Source organism: Rhodococcus baikonurensis, assembly GCF_040489275.1.
Lineage (GTDB): Bacteria > Actinomycetota > Actinomycetes > Mycobacteriales > Mycobacteriaceae > Rhodococcus_F > Rhodococcus_F baikonurensis.
On record NZ_JBEUOQ010000003.1, the window covers coordinates 357,359 to 377,143 of the forward strand.

Genomic DNA, 19,785 nt, shown 5'->3' on the forward strand with positions numbered 1-19,785 from the left:
CTGTGCGCCTTTATTAACCGCGGGCGGTTAATAAAGGCGCACAGCGGTTACCCCATGTGGACTGCACCCTCGGCGGGCAGATCACCCTTCTTGGCGCGGACCAGCACCAGCACTACCGGTGCGATGATCGCCAACAGGATTGCCGCCCAACCGAATGCGGCCGAGTATCCGGATACCTCGGCGCCGAAGAAGTAGTCCGTCATCGAGGCGACGAAGTCCTGCACCGGCTGGGGGAGTAGTGCCAATTGATCGCCGGTCGGGATGGTCGCATTCGACATGTCGACAGGAATGCCTTCCGGCGGGATCGGCGCCGCGTTGTCGGCGGTGAAGGCCGACTTGGCCGAAGCGTAGATCGTGGTGAACAGTGCGGTGCCGAGTGCACCGCCGATCTGCAGGGTGGCGTTGACCAGGGCACTGGCAGCGCCGGCGTCGTGGTCGGGAACGCCGATCAGTGCGAGGTTCTGCATCGGCACCATCAGCAGACCGAGTCCGAAGCCGAAGATCGCGAGGCCGGGGAACACGTGCGTCCAGTAGGAGCTGTGTACCTCGATCTGGGTCAGCATGAGCAGTCCTACCGCAGCCACCAGCGGGCCCGCGACCATGAGCGGCTTGGGGCCGATCTTGGTGGACAACTGCGCTGCGATGGTCGACGCCAAGACGATGAAGAACGCCATCGGCAGCGATCCGACGCCGGCCATGACCGGGCTGAATCCGAGCACGATCTGCAGGTAGAACGTCAGGTACAACGTGCCGCCGAGCAGGGCGGCGCCCACCAGCATGGAGCCGATCAGAGCAGCGCCGCGATCGCGATGCCACGGAACGCTCAGCGGTAGAAGCGGATTCTTGCTGCGGCTCTCGACGACCACGAAGATCGCGAGGAAGACCAGGCCCAGTGCGATGAACAGCAAAGTGTCAGCCTGACCCCAGCCGTGCTCGGCGCGTGTGAATCCGTAGACCAGTGAGCCGAGCCCCAGGGCGATGAGGACAGCGCCGGGAAGGTCGTAGCTCGTGTCACCGTGCGCTTTGGTCTCCTTGACGATCGGGACGGCTGCAGCGATGGCGATCAGAGCGATCGGGATGTTGACGAGCAGGCACCAGCGCCAGTCGACGTACTGCGTCAGCACTCCACCGAGGAGCAGGCCGATGGCAGCGCCACCGCCGGAGATCGCGCCGTAGACGGCAAAAGCCTTGGCGCGCTCCTTCTCTCCGATGAAGGTGGTGGTGAGCATCGACAGCGCAGCGGGCGCGAGCAATGCTGCGAATACGCCCTGGCCGGCGCGGGCGATGAACAGTTCGATACCGCTCTGCGCGATGCCGCCGATGCCGGAGGCGACCGCGAAGCCGGCCATGCCGACGATGAAGGATCGCTTGCGGCCCCAGTAGTCGGCGATACGTCCGCCGAGGAGCAGCAGCGCACCGAACGCCAAGGCGTACGACGTGACCACCCACGCACGGTCAAGGTCGCTGATGCCCAGTTCCTCCTGGGCCGCCGGTAGTGCGATGGAGACGATGGTGCCGTCGAGCACCACCATGAGTTGAGCGAACGCGACGATGCAGAGCACCAGCCAGCGACGTTGATGATTCGGATTCTCGGAGGCAGCCGGGATCGGTGGCAGAGTGCCGCCGTCGACGTGGGACGTGGTGGTCATTGGAAAAAGGTATTCCAGCCTTCTCGGGTGAGTCAAACGAAATAGTTCGTTCGGTTACCATCATCACTATGGCTCCCACTGACGTGACCGCGACGAAACAGCGAATCCTCGACGCTGCGCAAGAAGAATTCGGTACCTACGGGCTTGCCGGTGCGCGCATCGATCGGATCGCGAAGAACGGAAACGCCAGTAAGGAGCGCCTCTACGCCTATTTCGGTGACAAGGTCGCGTTGTTCCACGCGGTGCTCGACGTCGACTTCGAGCAGGCGATGGAGTCCGTCGAGTTCACCGGTGAAGACATGCCCGCGCATGCCGTCGAACTGTTCGACGCAATGCTCGGCAAACCGCAGATTCAACGGATGATGATCTGGGGTCAATTGCAAGGTGAGGCGCCACGGATGAAGAAGCTGGCCGAGGAACATTCCAGTTGGGTTCCGCGAATGGCCACGATCCGCAAGGCTCAAGAAGACGGCCTCATCTCCAAGCACTGGGACCCCCAGGACCTGATCACGATGCTGTTCGGCCTCGTGTTCGGCTGGGTGGTTGCCCCCGGCGTAGCCGACAACCAGAACGTCGACGCCGACGAGATCGCGCGCCGCCGTGAAGTGGTGCGCGAGGCCGTCACTCGAATCTGCAAGCCCTGACTGTCAGCGAGAGAGGTACGCGGCCCAACCGCCGTAGCCGGTGATGTCAGCTGCGCCGTTTACTGCGTCATGAGTGCAGCTGAAACCGACAGTTGTTCTACCGTCGGATAACTCGACGCTCGTGAGCGCCATCGGTGACGGCAAGGCAGCGAGGAATGCTCCCAGGCCGGCCGGTGAGATCCGGAAGATCTCGCCGACGACTGGTGCCCCGAGTCCGGGTCCACGGCGGACCAGGCCGGGCTTCGGGGGCGTCGTGTCGAGAGCGAAGAGCCGGTAGGCATCCGAGGTCGTGACGGTTTCGACGTACCGCGCGCCGAGGTCGACCAGCTGTGTGTTGAGGGGTTGACCGCGCAGGTGAGCGCCGAATACTGCGAGGTCGATTCCGGTATTGACGAGGGTGGGTGATGGCACACCACCGAGTCGCGCAGCGAGGTCGATGGCGATCTGGTCGTCGAAAGCGGGTACGACGAACATGACGCCGAACGGGTGATCTTCGACGGTGCGGTGTCCAGGCACCGCGACGGCCGCCATGTCGAGCAGGTTGCAGAAGTTGGTGAAAGTTCCCATTCGGCGGTTGATTCCGAACGGATCCTCGGTCACGGCGGCGATCGTCGGATGTTCGGTGGTGGTGGGAAGCAGCAGGGCGTCGAACCCGGCGAGGAGTGCCCTGGCAGCGGCCTTGGCGCGGGTGAGCGCGTCGAGATCGTCGACCAGCTGGTATCCGGTGGGGTGCTTCGCGCCGAGCACGATGTCGGACACCGCGGGATCGGCTCCGGCAGGACGAGTTTCGAGGAACTCGCCGGCCGCGGCGTACCGCTGCGCCACCACGGCGCCGTCGTAGAGCAATCGGGCCGCGTCGAGCAGCCCGGAGATGTCGACGGTCTCGGTCTCGGCGCCGCCGGCTACCAGAGCTGCCACGGTGTCCTGAAACGCTGCCAGATACGACGGGCTCAGTTGCGTCAGATCCTCGATTCGGGGCACGGCGACGCGGGGATTCGGCGCCGCCGCGAGACGGACGTCGGAAGGCCAGATTCGGCTGCGGGGATCTCGAGGTTCGTGGCCGACCATGATTGCCGCTGCCGCGGTTGCCGATTCGAGGTCGTCGGCAAATACCGTCACAGCGTCGTAGTCGACGCAGGCGGGCACTACTCCGTGGACGGGGATGACGCCGAGCGAGAGCTTGAGTCCGTATAGCCCGTGGAACGCTGCCGGCACTCGGCCGGAACCGGCGGTGTCGGTACCGATTCCGATATCCACAATTCCCAGGGCGACGGCGACGGCGGATCCGGAGCTACTACCTCCCGAGATCAGCTCTTCGTTCCAAGCGCAGCGAACGGCTCCGTACGGGCTCCGAGTTCCGACCAGCCCGGTGGCGAACTGGTCGAGATTGGTCTTCCCCAGAACAACAGCGCCGTGCTCGATCAACCGTTCAACGGCACTGGCCGTTTCATCCGGCACATACGCGAATTCGGGGCACGCCGCAGTGGTCGGCAGACCGGCGACATCGACGTTGTCCTTGACGGCGACCAGACGCCCCGCCAGGGGAAGGTGCTCGCCCGCGGCGAGTCTGGCCTCAACCGAGGCGGCGTCGGCGAGCACATCTTCCTTGCAACGCAACGTGATCCAGACTTCGGGGCGGTCTACTTCCTCGATCCGCTGGAAAGCCTGCTCGACCCGGGCTGTCGGGGTGAAAACTTCTGCTGCGACGGTCATGGTGTGTACTGCTCCGATCAGTCCGTGATGTTGGCGAGTGAGAGCGCGGTGATCGCGCGGGTCACCCGGTCGAGGACGACGTCGAGAGACTCGCCGATGTGCTGGTGCAAAAGCGTGCGGGCCTCGGGCAGATTGCCGGCACGTAGTTCTTCGAGGATTCGAATGTGCTCCGCGATCGAGGTGTCGATGCGGCCGTTGACCATGAAGTCGTACATCCGAACGTGCCGGATACGGGAATTCACCGACAGCAGCGACGCGACCAGTTCATTGTTGCCCGACGCCCTGAGTACGGCGACGTGAAACTCCTCGTCCCGTTCGACGAACCCCGGTTCCTGAGCGGGCGGATCGAGAGCCAGGGCACGCCACCGCACCAGCTCGTCGTCGAGGATCGTTCGATCGTGCCGGATCGTCGGATCTGCGATCGCCCGGGTAATTCCTTGTAATTCCAGGGTGATTCGGAGTTCGTACAGATCTCGGATCAGCGGGATGCTCGGGCGCACGGCGGAGAATCCGTACTCTTCCCGGCGCAGGAGTCCATCGGCGCACAGCATCGTCAACGCTTCCCGTATGGGCGTGCGAGAAATGCCGAAACGCGTGGAGAGTTTCGGTTCCGTCAGGCGCTGATCGAACCCGATGGTCCCGTTGACCAGTTCGGTGCGTAGTTCCCGGTAGACCACCTCACGCAGTGGCTCCGGAGCCGTATTCATCCCTGTCGACATACCTGTATACGCTATTGATCAGGTGTTTCGTCCAGATGTCTTCGGGTTAGAGCTGAGTTACGGCCGCCGCGGAACTTCAGGAGAAGTCGCGCTGAACCCGCAAGGTTCCGATCGTGGTGGCCAGGCCGTCGTACTGAGTGACCAGCAAGGTGAATTCGATCAACCGACGATCGTCGAGATGCTGCGAGAGCGTTCCCCACGTGTTGTCGGTGATGTCCTTGGTGGTGACCAACTCGTCTACCGCAGTCAAGATCGCACGGTGACGCGGACTCAACTCGGAAGCGCCAGGCCCCTCGATGATCCGGGCCAGTTCTTCTGCGTCGATTCCGGCTTTGCGGCCGAGCCTGATGTGGTGATCGATCTCGTAACCGCAGTCCCGCAGATGTGCGACCCGCAGGATGATCAGTTCGGTGTCGTGCCGAGAGATCTTGCCGCCGGGCATGAGTGAGCCGGAGTAGTGGAGCCAACCGCGGAAGAGTCCGCCCGTGCGCCCCAAGGTGCTGAACAGATGCGCATCGGGTGCTCCGGCAGCCTTCGACAGGACACGCCAGATTCCCCAGTTGATCGGACCGAGGTCCTTGAATCGGCCGGGCGGGATGCGGGGGTTCATGCGACTCCACGGATGTGAGAGGGACGGAGGTCGATAGCTCGTTGCGCGATGTGGCGAACCGCAGCGCTGCGGCGGGGCGCGTGTACGCGTGACTTCCGGCCGACGATACCGCGCTCGAACGCGTCGACGGCGTCGGCGACGGTCGTGGTGCCGGCGCTGGCGAGGGTTCCGCGAGCGCCGTCGAAAGAGAGTGCGGTGGTATCGGTGTCGATGTCTCCGATATACGCGACGCCGACCTTGGTGCCGAGGTGTTTCATTTCCAAGCGCAACGCGTCACCCAACGCTTCGACGCCGGCGCGCGAAGCACCGAACGGTCCGCGAAACGGGTGCTTCGCCGCGCCGTGGGCGGATGCGACCACCAGGGCGTAACCGTTCTCATGACTGATGTGGGGACCCGCTGCGCGCAGGGTGAAGTACGTGCCCATGAGGTTGACTTCGACGGCGCGGCGCATGTCTTCGACGTCGCCGCCGAGGATCGACGAGTTCGCCTCGACACCGGCATTGGCCACGACGACGTCGATGCCTCCCAGCTTCTCGGCAATGTAGTCGACGCCGCGAGATACCTGCTCGGGGTCGGCGACATCGCACAACTGCCACGGTGCGCGGCCGCAGGAAGTGGCGACTTGTTCGAGAAGTTCAGGCTCGAGGCCGAGCAGTCCCACGGACGCACCGCGGTCGTAGAGGCGTCTGGCCAGCGAAGAACCGATGTTGCGGGCGGCACCGGTGATCAGGATGCGCCGACCCGTCAGATCGTCGGCACTGCTCTTGCCTGATTCGGCCTTGCCCGCCTCGCTCTTGCCCATGTGCTGTGTCCCTACGCAGTTACCTTCTGGTCCTCCGACGCTAACACCGCCGGGTAGCTGCGACTGCAAGTACCGCCAACTCCGTCCGAACGGGTGTTCAGACCGATGCGGCTTCGAGACGCGGATGTGACGTGGAAGCCTGGGGCGACCGCAATCGACGGAATCGGACCACGGCAACAACGGCGGCAACAGCGGCGAGGATCACCAACGGCAGTGACGGACCCATCGTGGGTTCGATGACAACCAGTAGCACCGGCAGTCCGAATCCGAGATAGGTGCCGACGTAGAAGATCCCGGTCAGGGCGCCCCGCGAGGCCGGGGGAGCCAGCGACTCGAGGTCGAGCAGTCCCTCACGCAGGCACAGTCCGTAGGCCGTACCGAGGACGAGCGCGCAGACGATGAACAACCCGAGCGCGGGGCGTGCGCCGCCGACCGCGACCAGAAGGTATCCGAGCGCCGCCAGCGCGGCGCCGACCGTGCCGGCCTGAGGACCCCAATTGCGATGGCGGGCAGCAGTTTGAACCAGGATTCCAGCACCCAAGGTCAGCGCCGCAGCGAAACCCGGAAGGAGAGGACCGGAGTAGCGGTCCCCGAGCCTGGCCGTCATGGTCACGAAAGACACTGTTGCGCTGGCGAACACCCATGGCGCCAACGGAAGTGCCCAGAGCAGTGCGCCCTTCACATTGGTTCCCGACCGCTCTGCACGGTCGGGAACCTGTGTGAACGTCGCAGCTTTGGTGGGAGCAGGAGTACGACTCCACACAGCCGCCGCGGCAACCGAACCCACCGACAAGACGGCCGAGACGACAAAGGGCGTAGCGAGTGGGAAGGCGGCAAATTGTGCCAACAGACCCGAAAACAGTGGTCCCAGTGCAAAGCCCGAGGTGAGTACGACGCCCGCCATCACGGTTCCGGACTTGCCGCGAAGGTCAGCTGCCCACGCGGTACCGGCGCCGATTGCCAGACCGGCACCGATACCGACTACGAGGCGCCCGACCATGAGCCCGGGCGCGTCGTGCCAGAGAAGAAGAATCACGGTTCCGAGCGAGGCTATGAGTGCTCCGGGAAGGACGACTACAGCTCGGCCGACGCGGTCCGACACTGCTCCACCGGTCAACAGGCCGGGTAGGAGTCCGAGCGCATAGATACCGAAGACACCGTCGAGCACGGTATGAGAGAGGCCCTCGTCCACCCGGAGAACCGGGATGAGCGAAGCAAAGTGGTTGGCGGCCCAACCCGTCGAAAGTAGTACGGCCAGTACCGAGATGAACCCGCGACGGGATGGATCGCCCATACCGGCAGCTTAGGCGGGCACCAGATCGCTCACGTCGGCGAGGAGTTCGAACGTGCGCAACCACGCCTCGCGGTTGGTGCCGGTCGACACCGTGATCAGCTCGTCGGCCTGCGCATGCTCGGTGAACTCGTCGAGGTACGCACGCACCTCGGCGGGCGTGCCGATGGCGCTGTACTTGGTCATCTGCAGAACCTGCTGACCGGCGGGGGAGTCGAGCAGCATGTCCGCTTCGTCGTCCGTGAACTTGCGCCCGCGTCCGAGAAGAAGACTGACGCGCGAACGCTTGGCCGCGAGGAAGTCCTGCTGAGCCTGCTCATGGGTGTCGGCGGCGATGACGTTGACGCCGGCGATGACGTAGGGCTCCGCCAATTGCTCCGACGGCTTGAACTCGCGTCGGTAGATTGCGACGGCGTCGCGCAGGGCGTTGGGGGCGAAGTGCGAGGCAAATGCATACGGGAGACCGAGCATCGCGGCGAGCTTGGCTCCGAACAGTGACGATCCGAGAATGTAGAGCGGAACGTGAGTGCCCTTACCGGGAACGGCATTGATTCCGGGGACGCGCGAGGTGTCGCCGAGGTAGCCCTGAAGCTCGAGTACGTCCTGCGGGAAGCTGTCGGAAGAACTCGGGTCGCGTCGCAAAGCCTGCATCGTCTTCTGATCACTACCGGGCGCGCGGCCGAGGCCGAGGTCGATGCGACCCGGGTGCAGAGTCTCGAGCGTGCCGAACTGCTCGGCGATCGTCAGCGGTGCGTGGTTGGGAAGCATGATGCCACCGGCGCCGAGGCGGATTTTGCTGGTGTGCGCGGCGACGTGGCTGATCAGAACGCTGGTTGCCGAAGACGCGATGGAACCCATGTTGTGGTGCTCGGCATACCAGATTCGCTTGTAGCCCCACTCCTCGGCTCGCTGCGCCAAGGTCACGCTGGCGTCGAAGCTGTCTTTGGCGGTTTCGTTGTCGCCGATATGGGCGAGGTCGAGGATGGAAAGTGGGACGGCCATGAATGTGGTGCCTTTCTCAGCGAATAGAACGCAAGTGTCGTTGGAAGGTGCAACGATCTGGCCGGCTTTCCTATTTCCCCCTGGTCAACGCCCACGGATGGCGGCGGGAGGAGAAGGCATCAAGTCTTTGTCTCAATTTCGGTCATTTCGGATATTTCGGGTGAAAGTGGGGGCTAGATTTCCCGAATCGGAGGTTCTTTCGCATTCCAAGTGAATCGAGACCAGCATGACCACTGATCGGAAGGCTGTAAACAAGCGCAAAGTACGTGCATTGCTTGCCGGAGGACTTGTCCTCGGTATCGGCGCCGCTGTCACCTTGGCGGCGTGGACAGACAATGTTTTCGGCGACGCGCAGTTCAAGACGGGAAGTTGGAATCTCCAGGGTAGCTTCGACGGACTGACGACCTGGGGTGAGTATCAAGTGGACGCTTCCGCCGGCCACTTCCAATTCAGCACGGGATTCGACGCACTCTCACCCGGAACGACGGTATACGCGCCGGTAGCGCTTCGGATCGGTCCCACGGCCAGCACTTCCGGCGCGACGGTACAACTACTCGGTGCGACAGGCGGTGATGCCGACCTCAAACCTGCTCTGCGGTACTCGGTGTATCGAGGTGTCCCCTCCACGACCTGCACGGCGGCGGGAATTGGAGCAGGCACAGCATGGGTAGGCACCACAGCCAGTCCGGTGGCCTTGACGGCAGGTTCGGGTTCGGACGTCGCCTTGCTGGGCACGGGTGTGCCGGTGGAACTGTGCTTCGCGGTCACGCTGCCTGCCGGAGTCGACCCTTCGATCGTGTCGGGCAAGAACACCGGGCGCTTGCTCTGGCAGTTCACCGGCCAGTCCACCCCCTGACGCCTGCGTGGTCACAAGGCGAATGCGTCAGGTGTACGCACTAGCGGCTTCGGGACTCGTCCTGGGTATCGGTGCAACCACCGTGGCTGCCAGTTGGGTGGACAGCACGATGGGCGATGCATCGTTTCGCACTGGAACATTCGGAATCGAGTCGAACGTCGGCGGTGGATGGTCGTCGCATTCATCCAGTGGCCCTGGCGTTTTCACGTACACACCCTCGGCGCTCCTGATTCGCCCCGGCGCGTTCTCGTACGGCCCGATATCGCTTCGAACAGTGCCGGTCTCGCCGGCCGCATCCGTCACTCTGCAGGCGGCCACGGTTGCCGGCGACCCCACTCTGGCGTCGGCGCTGCGGTATCGGGTGGTCAAGTCGACGACCTGTGATGCGTCAGCCTTCTCCACGGGAACACCACAATTCGTGGTGGGAAGTGCGACGGTGTTTCCGTCGCTCTCAACTGGTTCCTCAGCCGGGGCCATCGCGCTACCCACCGGTGGAGTGTCCCCGGGAGCTCCGGTGGCGCTGTGCTTCGAGATTTCACTGCCCGGAACCTCGGCGAATTGGAGTAATCCGGCGTTGATCAGTAAGACGTCAACTCCCACTTGGCAGTTCAGTGCAACACCCTGAAGGAGCTGCAATGCCAACACGTGCCCGGACAACACATGCCCGGACGAAGAAGCGCTCGGTCCCCACGCTCATCGGGGACTGCATCCTTCAGGTTCTTGCAGTCGGTGGGGTCATCTGTATCGCTTTGGTGATCTGTGCCTTCGCCTTCGACATCACACTGATCATGTTCAAGACGGGTTCGATGTCGCCGACCATTCCGACGGGTTCGCTCGCCGTTGTGCGTGAAGTACCTGCGGATTCCGTCGAGGTTGGCGACGTCGTCACCGTCGATCGGGGAGTGTCCGAACTGCCGGTGACCCACCGGGTCGTCTCCGCTCGTACCCAGGACAACGGCATCACGATTCTCGATCTCAAGGGTGATGCCAACGCCTCGGCTGATCCCGCGGTATACGAGGTCACCACGGTCCGAAAGGTGCTCTGGCACGTTCCGGGATTGGCGCGGGTGATCGTCTACTTCTCGAATCCTCTTGTTCTGGGTGCGATCACGCTGACCATGGCCGCTTTGGTGGTCGCCGTATTCTGGCCGCGCAATACCGATGACGACGATGCCGACTCGGCCGACCCGAAAACCGAACCCATTCAGGTTCTTCTACCGCCAGACGGCGGTAGACAATGAAGCGTCGCCACCTGTTCTCAATCATCGTATTGGCAGTTGCGGTTGTTCTGGGCTCTGGTTTCTCGTCTCACCCACTACTCGGTGAGACAGACGCGGCGTGGACAGACTCCGAGTACGTTACCGGCCCGATTTCCACCGGCTCATGGACGACGAGTGGGTACGGCAGAGGCGCCGGCGGGCTCGGGTTGTCCAGTGGCGGAATCGTGATCGATCTTTTCGGCAGTTCGATGTTCGAAGGTGTTTCACAACAGAACACGATTGGAAAGGACCTGGACACAACCAATCTGGTGGTTGCAAAGCTGCTGGGTGTCAACTCGTTGTCCCGGACCGGATCGATCTCGTCGTGCGCTGCCTACTCGGTCGGGCAGCCTGCGAGCGGCCGCTGCCAGTCGGCAATTGTTTCGGATACCGATTCGACGTCGACACTCACATCGATGACCGTGACAGTGAACTTGCTGTCTCTACTGGGGATTGATCTGGTAAGTGCGCCGATAGTCACTGTGGCATCGCCGATTACGGCCGGGGCCGCGTGCGATATCTCGAACAGGGCATCGGTATCGGCGAGTAGCCCTACGAATCAGGTGACGGTGGGATCTCGCGTCCTCACGATTCCACAGCCTGCCGAGAACGCATCGGTGACGGTGACAGGGGCGGACGCCACTGTGAATGCCGCTGGATTGGCGACGATTCAATACACGAACATCAAGCTCGTGAGCACGCGAACGTCCACGGCAACAACGGCGCAATCGACGCTGAGCGTGAGTCTTTCGATGGCAGCTTTTGCGATTCTGGGGGCGCAGATACTGGGCACCACAAACGTCGCGTTCAATCTTGTAACGGCCCAATGCGGAATTGGCAGCGCGACATACCCGGTCACGCCGCTGAGCCTCCCAACCGGATTTGCTGCGCGTGCGGTCAGCCCGACGCCTACTTCGGTGAGCGAACCCCCGTCATCGACGACTTCTTCGACCACAGCAGCTGAGAACACGGCAGCTGAGAACACTGCAGGGATGACGACCACCGCGTCTGTGCCGACACCGACAGCAACCCCGACATCGACAGCAACCCCGACAACGACGGCAACCCCGACAACGACGGCAACCCCGACAACGACGGCTACACCAACCACGAGTACACCGGCTCCGGCGGACCCGATCGGGACAGTAATCCAGGGGCCGGTCGGTTCGAGTATCTCCGCCTTCACCACGGATGACGGACTCACCTGCGAGGTTGCTCCTGATGCGGACTACTCGCGCGAAGTTGCAGTCGAATGCTCGGACGGCACAACGGGTACGGTCCCCGGTTCTGAACTCGGCCCGCAGCCAACCGTAGCGGGGGAGTACCTGCTGGTCCCCCTGACGAGAGACCACGTCACCGAAGTAGTCACCCTGAAGTCAGCGACACGACGCTGATCAGTTCCGCACAGCGTTGGCCATTGCGGCCAACGAGAGGGCCTGCCGAGCGCGGTCGAGGACGACCGTTCGAGAGATGTCGATGTGCGATACCAGTGCCTCGTGGGCTTGCGGAATCTTGCCGTCGAGCACTAGTTCGACGACGGAGATATGTTCGTCCACGGTGGCCTTCATACGGTCGGGAGTCAGGTAGTCGAACATCCGCACGGGGCGCAGTTTCGAGTTGACGGCCTGAAGAGCGTCGACCAACGCGTGGTTTCCGGACGAGGCGAGGAGCGCGATGTGGAACTCCTCGTCGAGCGTCACGAAACCGGCGTCCGGTACCGGCATCTGTGTGCGAAACGCGTACCACCTGTCGAGCTCGGAACCGAGCGCGTCTCGATCATGGGCGGGGGCCTCACCCTCGAGTACCCGACGAAGCCCGTGCACCTCGAGGAGTAGGCGCAGCTCGTAGAGGCCACCCAATTCGTCGAGGTGCGGTCGGTACGGAAAGAGTCCGTGTTCGTCCCGCTCGACCAGCCCGTCGGATTCCAACTTCGCGAGCGCCTCGCGGACCGGTGTTCGCGAGACACCGTACAGATGAGCCAACCGTTCTTCGCCGAGCCGTTCGGATGGGGCGATCTGGCCCGACATCAGATCGCTTCGGATCGACCGATAGACCTGCTCGCGCAGCGGCGGGCGCACACTCATGTCAGATTGCCATCGCTCGACGAACCGCGTCGGTGGACGTGGTGCCGCCCTCACCGGTCGAGGTCACGTGTCCGGCCGCGAGAATGCTGTAATGCTGCGCAGATTGGAGTGCGAAACCGATGTGCTGCTCGACGAGGAGGACACCGAGATCGCCGCGCTCGGTGAGTTCCATGACGGTCCTTTCGATTTCGGCGACCACGTTGGGCTGAATGCCCTCGGTCGGCTCGTCCAGGATGAGGATCTTGGGCTCCGTGATCAGGGCGCGAGCGATGGCAAGCTGTTGTCGCTGCCCGCCGGAGAGAAGTCCCGCGCGCCGGTCGAGGAGTGTGGTGAGCGCGGGAAACAGATCCAATGCCTCTGCGATGAGTGCCTTTCCGCGTTTGCGCCCGTCGGCGACCACCCGAAGATTCTCGGCAGTCGTCAGTTGTCCGAACGACTGCTGCCCCTGGGGTACGTAGGCGAGTCCGCGAGCGACGCGGGCGCTCGGCCGTAATCCGGTGATGTCCTCACCGTTCAGAAGTACCTTTCCCCGTGTGGGTTTGATCAGTCCGACGGCGGCGCGTAGCAAGGTGGTTTTGCCCGCACCGTTGTGGCCCATGACTGCCGCAACCCCGTCGCTGGGAACCAGCAGGGAAACGCCGTGGATCACTTCGGTACGTCCGTAGCCGGCGCGGATGTCGACGAGTTCGAGCATGATTCAGTCCTCCAGGGTCGGTTCGGTGTCGGCGCCGAGATCTGTTCCGGCAGCGGCTGTGCCGAGGTAGACCTCTTGCACCTTGGGGTCGGCTTGGACCTCCGCCACAGTTCCTTCGGCGAGTACTTTCCCAGCGGCGAGCACCGTGACGGACGTGGCGAACGATCGCATGAAGTCCATGTCGTGCTCGACCACGACGACGGTTCGCGCACCGCCGATGCGCCGCAGAAGGTTCCCGGTCTCCTCGCGCTCCTCGAGGCTCATGCCTGCGACGGGCTCGTCGAGCAGTAGCACGGAACAGTTCTGTACCAACAACATTCCGATTTCGAGCCACTGCTTCTGCCCGTGCGCCAGGATGCCCGCGGCAGTGTTCCTGAGGTGCTCCAACCCAGTTGTCTCCAGAGCCTCTTCGATCTCGGGAAGCACACCTTTGCGTTTTCTGAGCAGGTTCCACGCTGATCGGCCGGCTCCGGCCGCGATATCGAGATTCTGCAGTACCGAGAGCTCTTCGAAGACGCTTGCCGTCTGGAAGGTTCGTCCGACGCCGAGACGGGCGATCTTGTGAACCTTCTTGCCGAGCAGCTGCTCGCCGGACTTCGTGATCGAACCCGTCGCGGGAACGAGTCCGGTGATGGCGTCGACCAGCGTTGTCTTTCCAGCCCCGTTCGGGCCGATGAGAAACCTGAGGTCGCCCTGCATGAGGGTCAAGTCGACGCCGTCGACGGCCTTGAAACCGTCGAAGCTGACCGAAAGATTCCGTACTTCGAGGTACTCGGACGACATTCCGGCGTTGCCGCCCAGTGCCGGTGTGGGTTCGCTGGTGGCGGTTGTGTTGGTCATGACGACACCTCCACTGGTTCGGGTTGGGAGACCTTGACCGGTGGGTCGGCCGGGGTCTCACGCTTCTTGCGGTGGCGCATCAGGGCGAACAGTCCGGCCACACCTGCCGGGAAGAACCCGACAACGACGATGAACATCAACCCTTGTGCGTAGATCCATCCCGAAGGGAGTTTCTCCGAGAACGTCGACTGTGCCCACGCGACGCCGATCGCACCCAGTACAGGACCGAGAAGCGTTGCGCGGCCGCCGATCGCTACCCCGATGAGGAAGGCGATTGACGGGACGATCCCGACGTCGGCGGGGGAGATGATGCCCACGATCGGAACGAACAGCGCGCCGGCGATACCGGCGAGGAACGCCGCGGTCACGTAGGCGACCAGTTTGATGTTCGCCGGATCGTATCCGAGGAAACGTACGCGCTCCTCTTGATCGCGGACGGCGACGAGGAGTTCGCCGTATCGGGAGTTCATCAGCTGGCGAATCAGAGCGACCGATGCGAGAAGAACTCCGGCGGCGATGAAGAACAACATCTGCTTGTTCGCCGGATCGTTGAGGTTGAAACCGAAGAACGTGCGAAAGCGGTTGAGGCCGTTGCTGCCACCGATCGACTGCTGGCCGATCAAGAGGATCGCGAAAGCCGCGGCGAGTGCTTGCGAGAGGATCGCGAAGTACGCGCCCTTGACTCTCCGCTTGAACACACCGAGTCCGAGGAGAAAGGCAACAGCGGCCGGCAGGAAAAGGATGGCGAAGATCGCCACGAATGGCGAGGCGAACGGTTGCCAGTATCCCGGCAGTTCGGTCTTGCCGGCGATGGACATGAAGTCCGGGACCGCGTCGCCCTTGAGTTCGGCATCGGCGATCTTGAGGTGCATCGCCATCACGTATGCGCCGATTCCGAAGAAGACGCCCTGGCCGAGCGTGAGCATTCCGCCTCTGCCCCAAGCCAAACCGATGCCGACAGCGACTATGGCGAAGCACAGGAATTTGGCCAACAGTGACAGCCTGAAGTCCGAGAGCACAGCCGGAGCGACGGCGAACAGCACGATCGCGGCAAGTGCAAAACCGCCCCACACCCGAATTCGGGAATTGTTCAGGATGCTCATACGAGGCTCCTCGTCTTGACTGCGAACAGGCCCTGCGGCCGAACTTGAAGGAAGACGACGATGATGACGAACACGATCACCTTCGCGATCGACGCCGTCGTCGAGTACTCGATGAACGAGTTCAAGATGCCGAGGGCGAAGGCTGCGATCACGGCTCCCTTCATCTGACCGAGACCGCCGACGACAACAACCAGGAAGGCGTCGATCAGATAGGACTGGCCGATGGTCGGGCTGGTGGAACCGATGAGCGTCAACGCGACACCCGCGACGCCGGCGAGCCCGGAACCGAGGAAGAAGGTCGTGATGTCCGTACGACGAGAGGAGATTCCGCTCGCCTCGGCCAGATCGCGATTCTGGACGACGGCCCGGATGCGTCTACCCATCGACGACTGCTTCAGTGCGACCGAAAGTGCGATCACTGCTGCGATCGCCAACACCAGAATGAAGATGCGGGTTTTCGGCACCACGGCGCCGAAAATATCGACCCCGCCCGAAAGCCAGCTCGGCGCCGAAACATTGACTGCCGGCGCGCCGAAGATGTCACGCGCCAACTGCTGAAGGATCAATCCGACGCCGAATGTCACCAACAGGGTGTCGAGGGGTCGGTGGTACATCCGCGATACCAGGACCACTTCGAGCACAACACCCATCAGTCCGCCGACGACGAAACCGACGAGCAGAGAAATGATCAACGATCCCGTTGCATTCGAGATCACCTGCTGCACTACGTATGCGGTGTACGAGCCGGCCATGATGAACTCGCCGTGTGCCATGTTGATGACACCCATCTGCCCGAACGTGAGAGACAACCCCAACGCTGCCAACAGGAGAATCGATCCGATACTCAAACCCGTGAACAACTGCCCGATCACAACATCCATGACAGACGCTCCACCTCTCTACTCGCCGATTCCGTCAATTCCGCCTTTTGTCGATCAGCTACCGAGCCCCTCAGCCCAGGGGTAGTTCTTCAGGTACGGATCCGGCTCGATCGGCTGTCCCGAATCCCAGACCGTGTAGATCAGTCCGTCGGAACGGATTTCGCCGATCCGGGCAGTCTTGGTGATGTGGTGGTTGTCGCCGTCGATGGTGACGAGTCCTTCGGGCGCTTGGAAGGTCACACCGTCGGCGTTGTCCTGAATATCCTTGACCGCAAACGAGTTGGCCTTCTCGACGGTGTTCTTCCAGAGGTAGACGGAGGTGTATGCCGCTTCCATCGGATCGGACGTGGGCTTGTCCTGGCCGAACTTTGCCTTGTACGCCGCGACGAACTTCTTGTTCTCGGGGGAGTCGATGGTCTGGTAGTAGTTCCACGCCGTCAGCTGGCCTTCGACGTTCTGGACTCCGATACCACCGACCTCTTCCTCCGCAATAGAGACGGAGACGACGGGCATGTCGGCGGGCTTCAGGCCGACATTCGAGTATTCACGGAAGAATGCGACGTTGGAATCGCCGTTGAGTGTGTTGAACACGGCATCGGCGTCGGCTGTGCGGACCTTGTTCACGATGGTGGAGAAGTCGGTCGAACCCAGAGGCGTGTAATCCTCGCCCTTGATCTCGATGCCGTTCGCTGCCGCGTACGCCTTGATGATGCGGTTGGCGGTCTGCGGGAACACGTAGTCGCTGCCGACCAGATACAGCGACTTGACACCCTTCTCCTTCAGGTAATCCAGAGCCGGGATGATCTGCTGGTTGGTCGTTGCACCCGTGTAGAAGATGTTCTTCGAATCTTCCAGTCCCTCGTACTGGACCGGGTAGTAGAGCAAAGAGTTGTTGTCCTCGAACACGGGCAGCATGGCCTTGCGGCTCGAGGAGGTCCAGCCACCGAAAACTGCTGCGACGCAATCGCTGCTGATCAGTTTCTCGGCCTTCTCGGCGAACACTGTCGGCTCCGACGCGCCGTCCTCTGCCACGATCTGAATCTTCTTGCCCAGCACACCGCCGGAATCGTTGATCTCCTGCACCGCCAACGAGATGGAGTCGCGGACCGTCACTTCACTGATGGCCATGGTGCCCGAGAGTGAATTCAGGGAACCGACCTTGATCGTGTCCCCCGAGGTGTCGACGCACGACGTAGCCGTCGAATCTCCCGATGCGGTGTCTGTTGCCTTGCTTCCGCAGCCGGTGAGAACCAAGCCCAGCGCGGCGAGAGCGGCCGGCGCGGCAAGGGTGCGCTTCGAGAAGGTTCGCATGTACGGGCCTTTCGTGTCGATGGCTCTGGCAGACAATGGCTCTGACAGATCTGTATCCGGAGTGCGTATACAACGCTGTATTCGTCGAGTGCACAGAGTAGGTGGAAGTTGTTGCGGTGGAATGACTGTCGGTGACAAGTGTGTGTCCGGTGTTTCGATTGGGTGTCCAGGACCTCACACCGCAGGTCAGCGAGGGTGCGGTGTTAGCATCGACGAGAAATTGATCAAGCACTCGCTTGACGATCGGAACGTCGGAAGGATCTTCTCGTGCGCTCGACCCGACGGGACGAAATACTCGCTCATGCGGCCAAGCTGTTCAGTGAGCGGGGAATCGCCGCGACGACGGTGCGAGACATCGCCGACGAAGTCGGGATCCTCTCCGGCAGCCTCTATCACTACTTCGACTCCAAGGATGCGATAGCCAACGAGATCGTCGTCCGGTTCCTCGAAGATCTCAACGTCCGGTACGAGGACTCGATCGAACCGGAAGGTTCGGCTCGAAATCGGCTGGCCACGATGGTGTCGGTGTCTTTTGCCTCGGCGGTGGATCACCCGTATGCCACGGAGGTCTATCAGGGAGAAGCCATACTTTCGTCGCAACCGGCGGACGCGCCCATCACCATCCTGGTTCAGAAGGCACACAGCTACTGGCGATCGGCTATCGCTCGCGGAATTGCCGACGCGGAGTTTCGGGATGACATCGATCCCGAACAGTTTCACCGTCTCTTGCGTGAATCCGTCTGGTCCACCGTCGCGCAGTATCGCCCGCAGCTTTCCGAATTGGCCGAAGATTTGCAGCGCAATCTGATTTCCGTTTTCCTGGACGGCTTTGCCGCACGTTCCGTCGACGGCGAGCCGGTGGCGCGCATTGCGCGGCGCACGGCGAAGAAGGAAGCGCAGGCCGAATCTCCCGACTCGGACCTTGCCGAACTCCGCTCTGATGTCGACGAATTGAAGTCCGTCATTCGCGAACTCAGCTCCTCGATCCGGCAGCTGCAGAAGCCGTAACACCGCAGTTCCTGCGCGTGTAGTTCGGATTTTGACTATCAGTGTGACCCAGTGCATACTTCTGTCCACACTCGTAAATCAAGCGCTTGTTTGATTTACCAAGCATAGTTTGGACGGGAGTTCGATGTGAGACTCGGAAAGGCGATCGCCGTCTGCGCGGCAGTGGTCCTCGGGGCGAGCGCGTGCGCATCTGCCGGTGTCATTCCCGAAGACACCATCGTCATCGGTTTGGACGAGGACTCCACCGGGCCCGGTGCGTCATACAGCACGATCGCCGGCAAGACCGTGCGGATGACCGTCGACCTGATCAACCAGGCGGGCGGAATCAACGGTAAGCAAGTCGAATTGGTTGTCGAGAACGACGAGAGCAGTCCCACCAAGACCCCGTCGATCATTCGGAAGTTGGTCGATCACGGATCAAGGGCGGTCATCCTCGCCACGGGCAGCGGGTCGGTGCTGCAGGCCAAGTCGATTCTCCAGCAGTCGAAGATTCCTGCGATAGCTCCGGTCGTTCTCAGCGACGCCTTTGCCTCGGCGCCCGACAACGACTTCTCGTTCATGATTCCGAACTCGTTGAAGCAGTACGCCCAGGTGTACTGCGGGGCTTTCGAGAAGATGGGGTACAAGTCCCTGGGAATTCTCGGTGACGCGAGTGCGTCCATCGACGGAATCATCAAGACCCTGCGGCCGGCGCTCGAGAAGTGCGCGAGAGTGACGGGCGTCGAAAAGGCGCCGGTCGATGCCGCGGACATCACCGCACAGGTCTCACGTCTCGCGGAAACCGAACCGGACGCGATTCTGGTCGCCAGTATCGGCGGGCACTTCGAAATCCTCGCGCACAACACCTTGTCGAAGGTCACCCCGCAGACGCAACGCTTCTCACTCGCTTCCATCGGAAACCAGCCCGCATCTTGGGCTTTGGCGGACCCGAAGGCGTTGAGCGGCATGGTGTACATGGGCTCGCTCAGTGAGAACAACCCGAGAACCGCCGAACTGCGTCGCAAGGTGCAGGCGGTCAAGGGGCCCGATTATCAACTGACCGCCTACGACGCACAGGCGTACGACGCCGTCATGATGTTGGCCGAGGCCATCGAGATTGCCGGCGATCACCGAGATCGGACGGCCGTTCGTGATGCTCTTCAACAGGTTTCGGCACTTCCCGCCAGCTTCGGCCAGGACGGACTGACACTGTCGTTCTCCTCGCAGGATCACCTTGCTCCGGACAGCCTCTGCGGACTGGTGCTCGTCGAATTCGGTGAGGACAACAAACCGGCCCATCCGTGGGATTCCTACCAACCCCCGTGCGGATAACCGAGGA

20 protein-coding genes are annotated in these 19,785 nt (G+C 62.4%); 6 read left to right on the forward strand and 14 right to left on the reverse strand.

What is annotated here, in order from left to right:
• Nucleotides 1–47 precede the first annotated feature (47 nt).
• A complete protein-coding gene (locus tag ABWI03_RS09320; RefSeq protein ID WP_095970430.1) occupies nt 48–1,649 on the reverse strand; it encodes an MFS transporter in 1,602 nt (533 codons plus the stop codon).
• A gap of 68 nt (nt 1,650–1,717) precedes the next feature.
• Between ABWI03_RS09320 and ABWI03_RS09325 the strand changes: the two genes are divergently transcribed.
• Nucleotides 1,718–2,293, forward strand: coding sequence for a TetR family transcriptional regulator (locus ABWI03_RS09325; protein WP_003941498.1), 576 nt, complete (start codon nt 1,718–1,720; stop codon nt 2,291–2,293).
• 3 nt (nt 2,294–2,296) lie between these two features.
• Here the strand turns inward: ABWI03_RS09325 and atzF are convergent, their stop codons facing one another.
• The 6 genes from atzF to ABWI03_RS09355 all read right to left on the reverse strand — a co-directional run bounded on the left by atzF (nt 2,297) and on the right by ABWI03_RS09355 (nt 8,431).
• On the reverse strand, nt 2,297–4,006 hold the full coding sequence (gene atzF / locus ABWI03_RS09330) for an allophanate hydrolase (RefSeq protein WP_298774030.1): 1,710 nt from the start codon (nt 4,004–4,006) through the stop codon (nt 2,297–2,299).
• A 17-nt stretch (nt 4,007–4,023) separates the two neighbouring features.
• Nucleotides 4,024–4,725 carry a GntR family transcriptional regulator gene (locus ABWI03_RS09335; RefSeq protein ID WP_234036809.1) on the reverse strand — a complete coding sequence of 234 codons (702 nt, stop codon included), beginning with the start codon at nt 4,723–4,725 and terminating at the stop codon, nt 4,024–4,026.
• A 76-nt stretch (nt 4,726–4,801) separates the two neighbouring features.
• Nucleotides 4,802–5,335: a carboxymuconolactone decarboxylase family protein gene (locus tag ABWI03_RS09340; RefSeq protein ID WP_298774033.1), complete on the reverse strand. Its 534-nt coding sequence runs from the start codon at nt 5,333–5,335 to the stop codon at nt 4,802–4,804.
• Entirely contained in the window at nt 5,332–6,138 is an 807-nt protein-coding gene (locus ABWI03_RS09345) for an SDR family NAD(P)-dependent oxidoreductase (RefSeq protein WP_095970426.1), read from the reverse strand. Before ABWI03_RS09345 ends, ABWI03_RS09340 begins: the two co-directional genes overlap by 4 nt.
• Nucleotides 6,139–6,235: 97 nt before the next feature.
• Nucleotides 6,236–7,432 carry an MFS transporter gene (locus tag ABWI03_RS09350; protein WP_095970425.1) on the reverse strand — a complete coding sequence of 399 codons (1,197 nt, stop codon included), beginning with the start codon at nt 7,430–7,432 and terminating at the stop codon, nt 6,236–6,238.
• A 9-nt stretch (nt 7,433–7,441) separates the two neighbouring features.
• Nucleotides 7,442–8,431, reverse strand: a complete 990-nt coding sequence (locus ABWI03_RS09355; protein WP_283376776.1) for an LLM class flavin-dependent oxidoreductase — start codon at nt 8,429–8,431, stop codon at nt 7,442–7,444.
• A gap of 226 nt (nt 8,432–8,657) precedes the next feature.
• Between ABWI03_RS09355 and ABWI03_RS09360 the strand changes: the two genes are divergently transcribed.
• Genes ABWI03_RS09360 through ABWI03_RS09370 form a run of 3 tightly spaced genes read left to right on the forward strand, consistent with a single transcriptional unit; the run spans nt 8,658 to nt 10,528 of the window.
• On the forward strand, nt 8,658–9,287 hold the full coding sequence (locus ABWI03_RS09360) for a SipW-dependent-type signal peptide-containing protein (RefSeq protein ID WP_166810656.1): 630 nt from the start codon (nt 8,658–8,660) through the stop codon (nt 9,285–9,287).
• Nucleotides 9,288–9,309: 22 nt separating this feature from the next.
• Entirely contained in the window at nt 9,310–9,912 is a 603-nt protein-coding gene (locus ABWI03_RS09365) for a hypothetical protein (RefSeq protein ID WP_298774038.1), read from the forward strand.
• Between the two features lie 10 nt (nt 9,913–9,922).
• The gene (locus ABWI03_RS09370; RefSeq protein WP_166810657.1) at nt 9,923–10,528 is read left to right on the forward strand and encodes a signal peptidase I; all 606 of its coding nucleotides are present in this window, start codon (nt 9,923–9,925) and stop codon (nt 10,526–10,528) included.
• 688 nt (nt 10,529–11,216) lie between these two features.
• Here ABWI03_RS09370 and ABWI03_RS09375 read toward each other — a convergent pair.
• The 7 genes from ABWI03_RS09375 to urtA form a co-directional block, all read right to left on the reverse strand.
• Complete coding sequence (locus tag ABWI03_RS09375) at nt 11,217–11,750, reverse strand: hypothetical protein (protein WP_166810574.1); 534 nt, start codon at nt 11,748–11,750, stop codon at nt 11,217–11,219.
• Between the two features lie 190 nt (nt 11,751–11,940).
• The gene (locus tag ABWI03_RS09380; RefSeq protein WP_095970424.1) at nt 11,941–12,630 is read right to left on the reverse strand and encodes a GntR family transcriptional regulator; all 690 of its coding nucleotides are present in this window, start codon (nt 12,628–12,630) and stop codon (nt 11,941–11,943) included.
• A gap of 1 nt (nt 12,631) precedes the next feature.
• The gene (gene urtE, locus ABWI03_RS09385) at nt 12,632–13,324 is read right to left on the reverse strand and encodes an urea ABC transporter ATP-binding subunit UrtE (protein WP_050656708.1); all 693 of its coding nucleotides are present in this window, start codon (nt 13,322–13,324) and stop codon (nt 12,632–12,634) included.
• A gap of 3 nt (nt 13,325–13,327) precedes the next feature.
• Complete coding sequence (urtD, locus tag ABWI03_RS09390) at nt 13,328–14,164, reverse strand: urea ABC transporter ATP-binding protein UrtD (protein ID WP_298774060.1); 837 nt, start codon at nt 14,162–14,164, stop codon at nt 13,328–13,330.
• Nucleotides 14,161–15,267, reverse strand: a complete 1,107-nt coding sequence (urtC, locus tag ABWI03_RS09395; protein ID WP_007735392.1) for an urea ABC transporter permease subunit UrtC — start codon at nt 15,265–15,267, stop codon at nt 14,161–14,163. The genes urtD and urtC overlap by 4 nt, the downstream gene beginning before the upstream one ends.
• The gene (urtB, locus tag ABWI03_RS09400) at nt 15,264–16,148 is read right to left on the reverse strand and encodes an urea ABC transporter permease subunit UrtB (protein WP_298774066.1); all 885 of its coding nucleotides are present in this window, start codon (nt 16,146–16,148) and stop codon (nt 15,264–15,266) included. Before urtB ends, urtC begins: the two co-directional genes overlap by 4 nt.
• A gap of 54 nt (nt 16,149–16,202) precedes the next feature.
• Nucleotides 16,203–17,459, reverse strand: coding sequence for an urea ABC transporter substrate-binding protein (gene urtA / locus ABWI03_RS09405; protein ID WP_007735391.1), 1,257 nt, complete (start codon nt 17,457–17,459; stop codon nt 16,203–16,205).
• A 267-nt stretch (nt 17,460–17,726) separates the two neighbouring features.
• Here urtA and ABWI03_RS09410 point away from each other — a divergent pair, with 267 nt between their 5' ends.
• Together ABWI03_RS09410 and ABWI03_RS09415 are read left to right on the forward strand one after the other, a co-directional pair.
• Nucleotides 17,727–18,467, forward strand: a complete 741-nt coding sequence (locus ABWI03_RS09410) for a TetR/AcrR family transcriptional regulator (protein ID WP_208689761.1) — start codon at nt 17,727–17,729, stop codon at nt 18,465–18,467.
• Nucleotides 18,468–18,593: 126 nt separating this feature from the next.
• Nucleotides 18,594–19,778 carry an ABC transporter substrate-binding protein gene (locus ABWI03_RS09415; RefSeq protein WP_298774072.1) on the forward strand — a complete coding sequence of 395 codons (1,185 nt, stop codon included), beginning with the start codon at nt 18,594–18,596 and terminating at the stop codon, nt 19,776–19,778.
• Nucleotides 19,779–19,785 lie beyond the last annotated feature (7 nt).